The organism is Macromonas nakdongensis, assembly GCF_002837145.1.
Taxonomy (GTDB): domain Bacteria; phylum Pseudomonadota; class Gammaproteobacteria; order Burkholderiales; family Burkholderiaceae_C; genus Macromonas_B; species Macromonas_B nakdongensis.
This window is the reverse complement of the sequence record NZ_NWMV01000063.1, coordinates 1-2,086: the sequence shown is the minus strand read 5'-3', so window position 1 is coordinate 2,086 and position 2,086 is coordinate 1. Positions and strand designations below refer to the sequence as shown.

Genomic DNA, 2,086 nt, shown 5'->3' with positions numbered 1-2,086 from the left:
CGCAGGGTGGCCAGCTCCTGCCGCCACGCCTGCACCAGCCCATCCAGCCGTTCGCCGTGCTGGCGCAGGCCGGTGGCCTCGACCTCGGTGCGGGCCTGCACCAGGGCGTCGGAACGGGCCAGCCACTCGGCTTGGGCGCGGGCCAGGTCTTCGACCTGCCGATCCGCCCGGGTGGCCAGATCGGCCTGGAGCCGGGCCGCCTGGTCCTGCACCGCCTGCAGCAGGGCCTCGGCGCGTCGGTCCAGGCCGTGCTGCGTCTCGGCCCAGCCTGCGGTCCAGCCCTGGAGCAGGCGGGCACCACTGTCGGCCTGCTGTTGCGCGGCCAGGGCCCAATCGCGGACGGCCACGTCGGCGGTGGCCTGGAAGCGCTCGGCCCAGGCCTGCAGTTGCCCCTGGGTGAGCGCCACCTGGCGCTCGTGCTGGCGGGCCGATTCGGCCACCAGTTCGGTCATGGCGGCGTCCACCACCGGCCGCAGGCTCTGGCCTGCGGCCTCGGCCGCGGACACCAGGCTGCCTTGTAAGGCCTGGCCGACGTCGCGCGCCAAGGCGGCGTAGTGGCCCCCCAGTTCGTGCTGGAAGGCCTGCTGCTGCGCCAGCAAACGGTCTTGCCACTGCTGGCCGCGCTGCTCCAGACCGTCGGCCAGGGTCTGCAGGCGCGCCAGCAGCTCCGGCCAGGCCTCGGCCTGGGCCTGCAGGGCCTGGTGGGTGGTCTGGCGTTGGTGCAGCGCCGAAAACGGCCGCAAAGCGGTGGCCACCGCCATGTCCAGACGGCGGGCCACCTCGGCCCGTTCGCGCCGGCACCAGGCCACCAGCAGACCCAGCATGGCCGACGCCGCCACCCCCGCCACCGAGGTGCCGAAGGACAGGCCAAGCCCTTTGATCGGGGCGGACAAGGCGCTGCGGATGGCCAGCAAATCGGCCGAGCCCTCGAGTGCCAGCACCGCGCCCTGGAAGGTGACGACCATGCCCAGGAAGGTGCCGAGCATGCCCAGCATCACCAGCAAGCCCACCAGGTAAGGCGCCAGCGCCGGGCCGGGCAAGGCCACCCGCTCGCCTTCGATGCGCAGGCGCACCGCGGCGCGCAGGGGCAGCGGGACCCGCGCCAGCCAGTCGTCGAGCAGGGGTGGCGGGGATGCGGCGGCCTCCAGGGCCGCGTCCAGAACGGCGGTCTGGGCGCGGTAGCGCCACAGTTCCCAGCCGCCCAGCAGGTAGACCCCGGCGATCAGGCCGGTCATCCCCAGCGCCAGCGCGTTCACGCCGACAAAACCCCATGCCACCCAAACCACCACCGCCAGGCCGGCGGCGAAGCTGCCGGCCAGCACCGTCCGGTTCATTGCCTTGTTTCGATCTCGTTGCGCCATGCGTCCATCAATCCCTGCACCGGTTCCCACCGGGCGTCCAGTTCGGCCAGCAATGCGGCCGTCCAATCTGCTTCGAAATGGGCCAGCCAGGCCCGGGGGGTGTCGGCCCCGCCGCCAGGCGGTCCCGCGTCGCGCCAGTGGCGAAAGCGCTGCTCCAGACACTGTGGCACCAGGCCCCAGAGTTTGTTGGCCCGGGCCGCGGTCATGGGTTCGAGCACCGCGTCCAGCGTGGCCAGGGGGCGCCAGGCCGCCTCCCGTGCCAGAGCCTGCCGGAGCTGGGCGCGCACGGTGGCGATGCCCGCGTCCAGCTCGCGTTGCCAGTCCAGGTAGGCCAGGCGGTAAGGGGCGAAGCCGGGGGCATCGGCCTCGTGCCGGGGCACCGGGTCGTCGCCCTCGGACTCGAAACGCCCGGCCACCGCGATGCGCTGGCGCCAGCCGACCCAGGCCTGCTGGGCCACCGCACAGGCCGCCGCCAGCCGTTGTGTTTCCAGAGCCGGCCCAGGCGCGCCCAGGCGCGGCCGCAGGGAAGGCTGCAGCGCCCGCAGGCGCATCGCGTCGGTCGGCCCCAGCCACAGGCTCAGGCGCTCGGCAAAGTCCTGGCGCACCGGGGGCGATTCTGACACGCCCCAGCCGCTCAACAGGCGCACCAGGCCGCTGCCCGCCACCGTGCCCCGCGCGGCAGCGGCCTGGCCGCCCCCTGTCCCCGTCGCGTTCAAGGCAGCAAC

1 protein-coding gene and 1 pseudogene are annotated in these 2,086 nt (G+C 73.9%); both read right to left on the bottom strand.

All coding sequences use genetic code 11. The features are described from left to right. Positions 1–1,334: pseudogene (locus CON77_RS09625) on the bottom strand (hypothetical protein); the annotation flags it as partial. Further along, on the bottom strand, positions 1,331–2,086 hold a 756-nt coding region (locus CON77_RS09620; RefSeq protein ID WP_101048939.1), incomplete at its 5' end, for a DUF3348 family protein. The pseudogene CON77_RS09625 and the gene CON77_RS09620, both read right to left, overlap by 4 nt.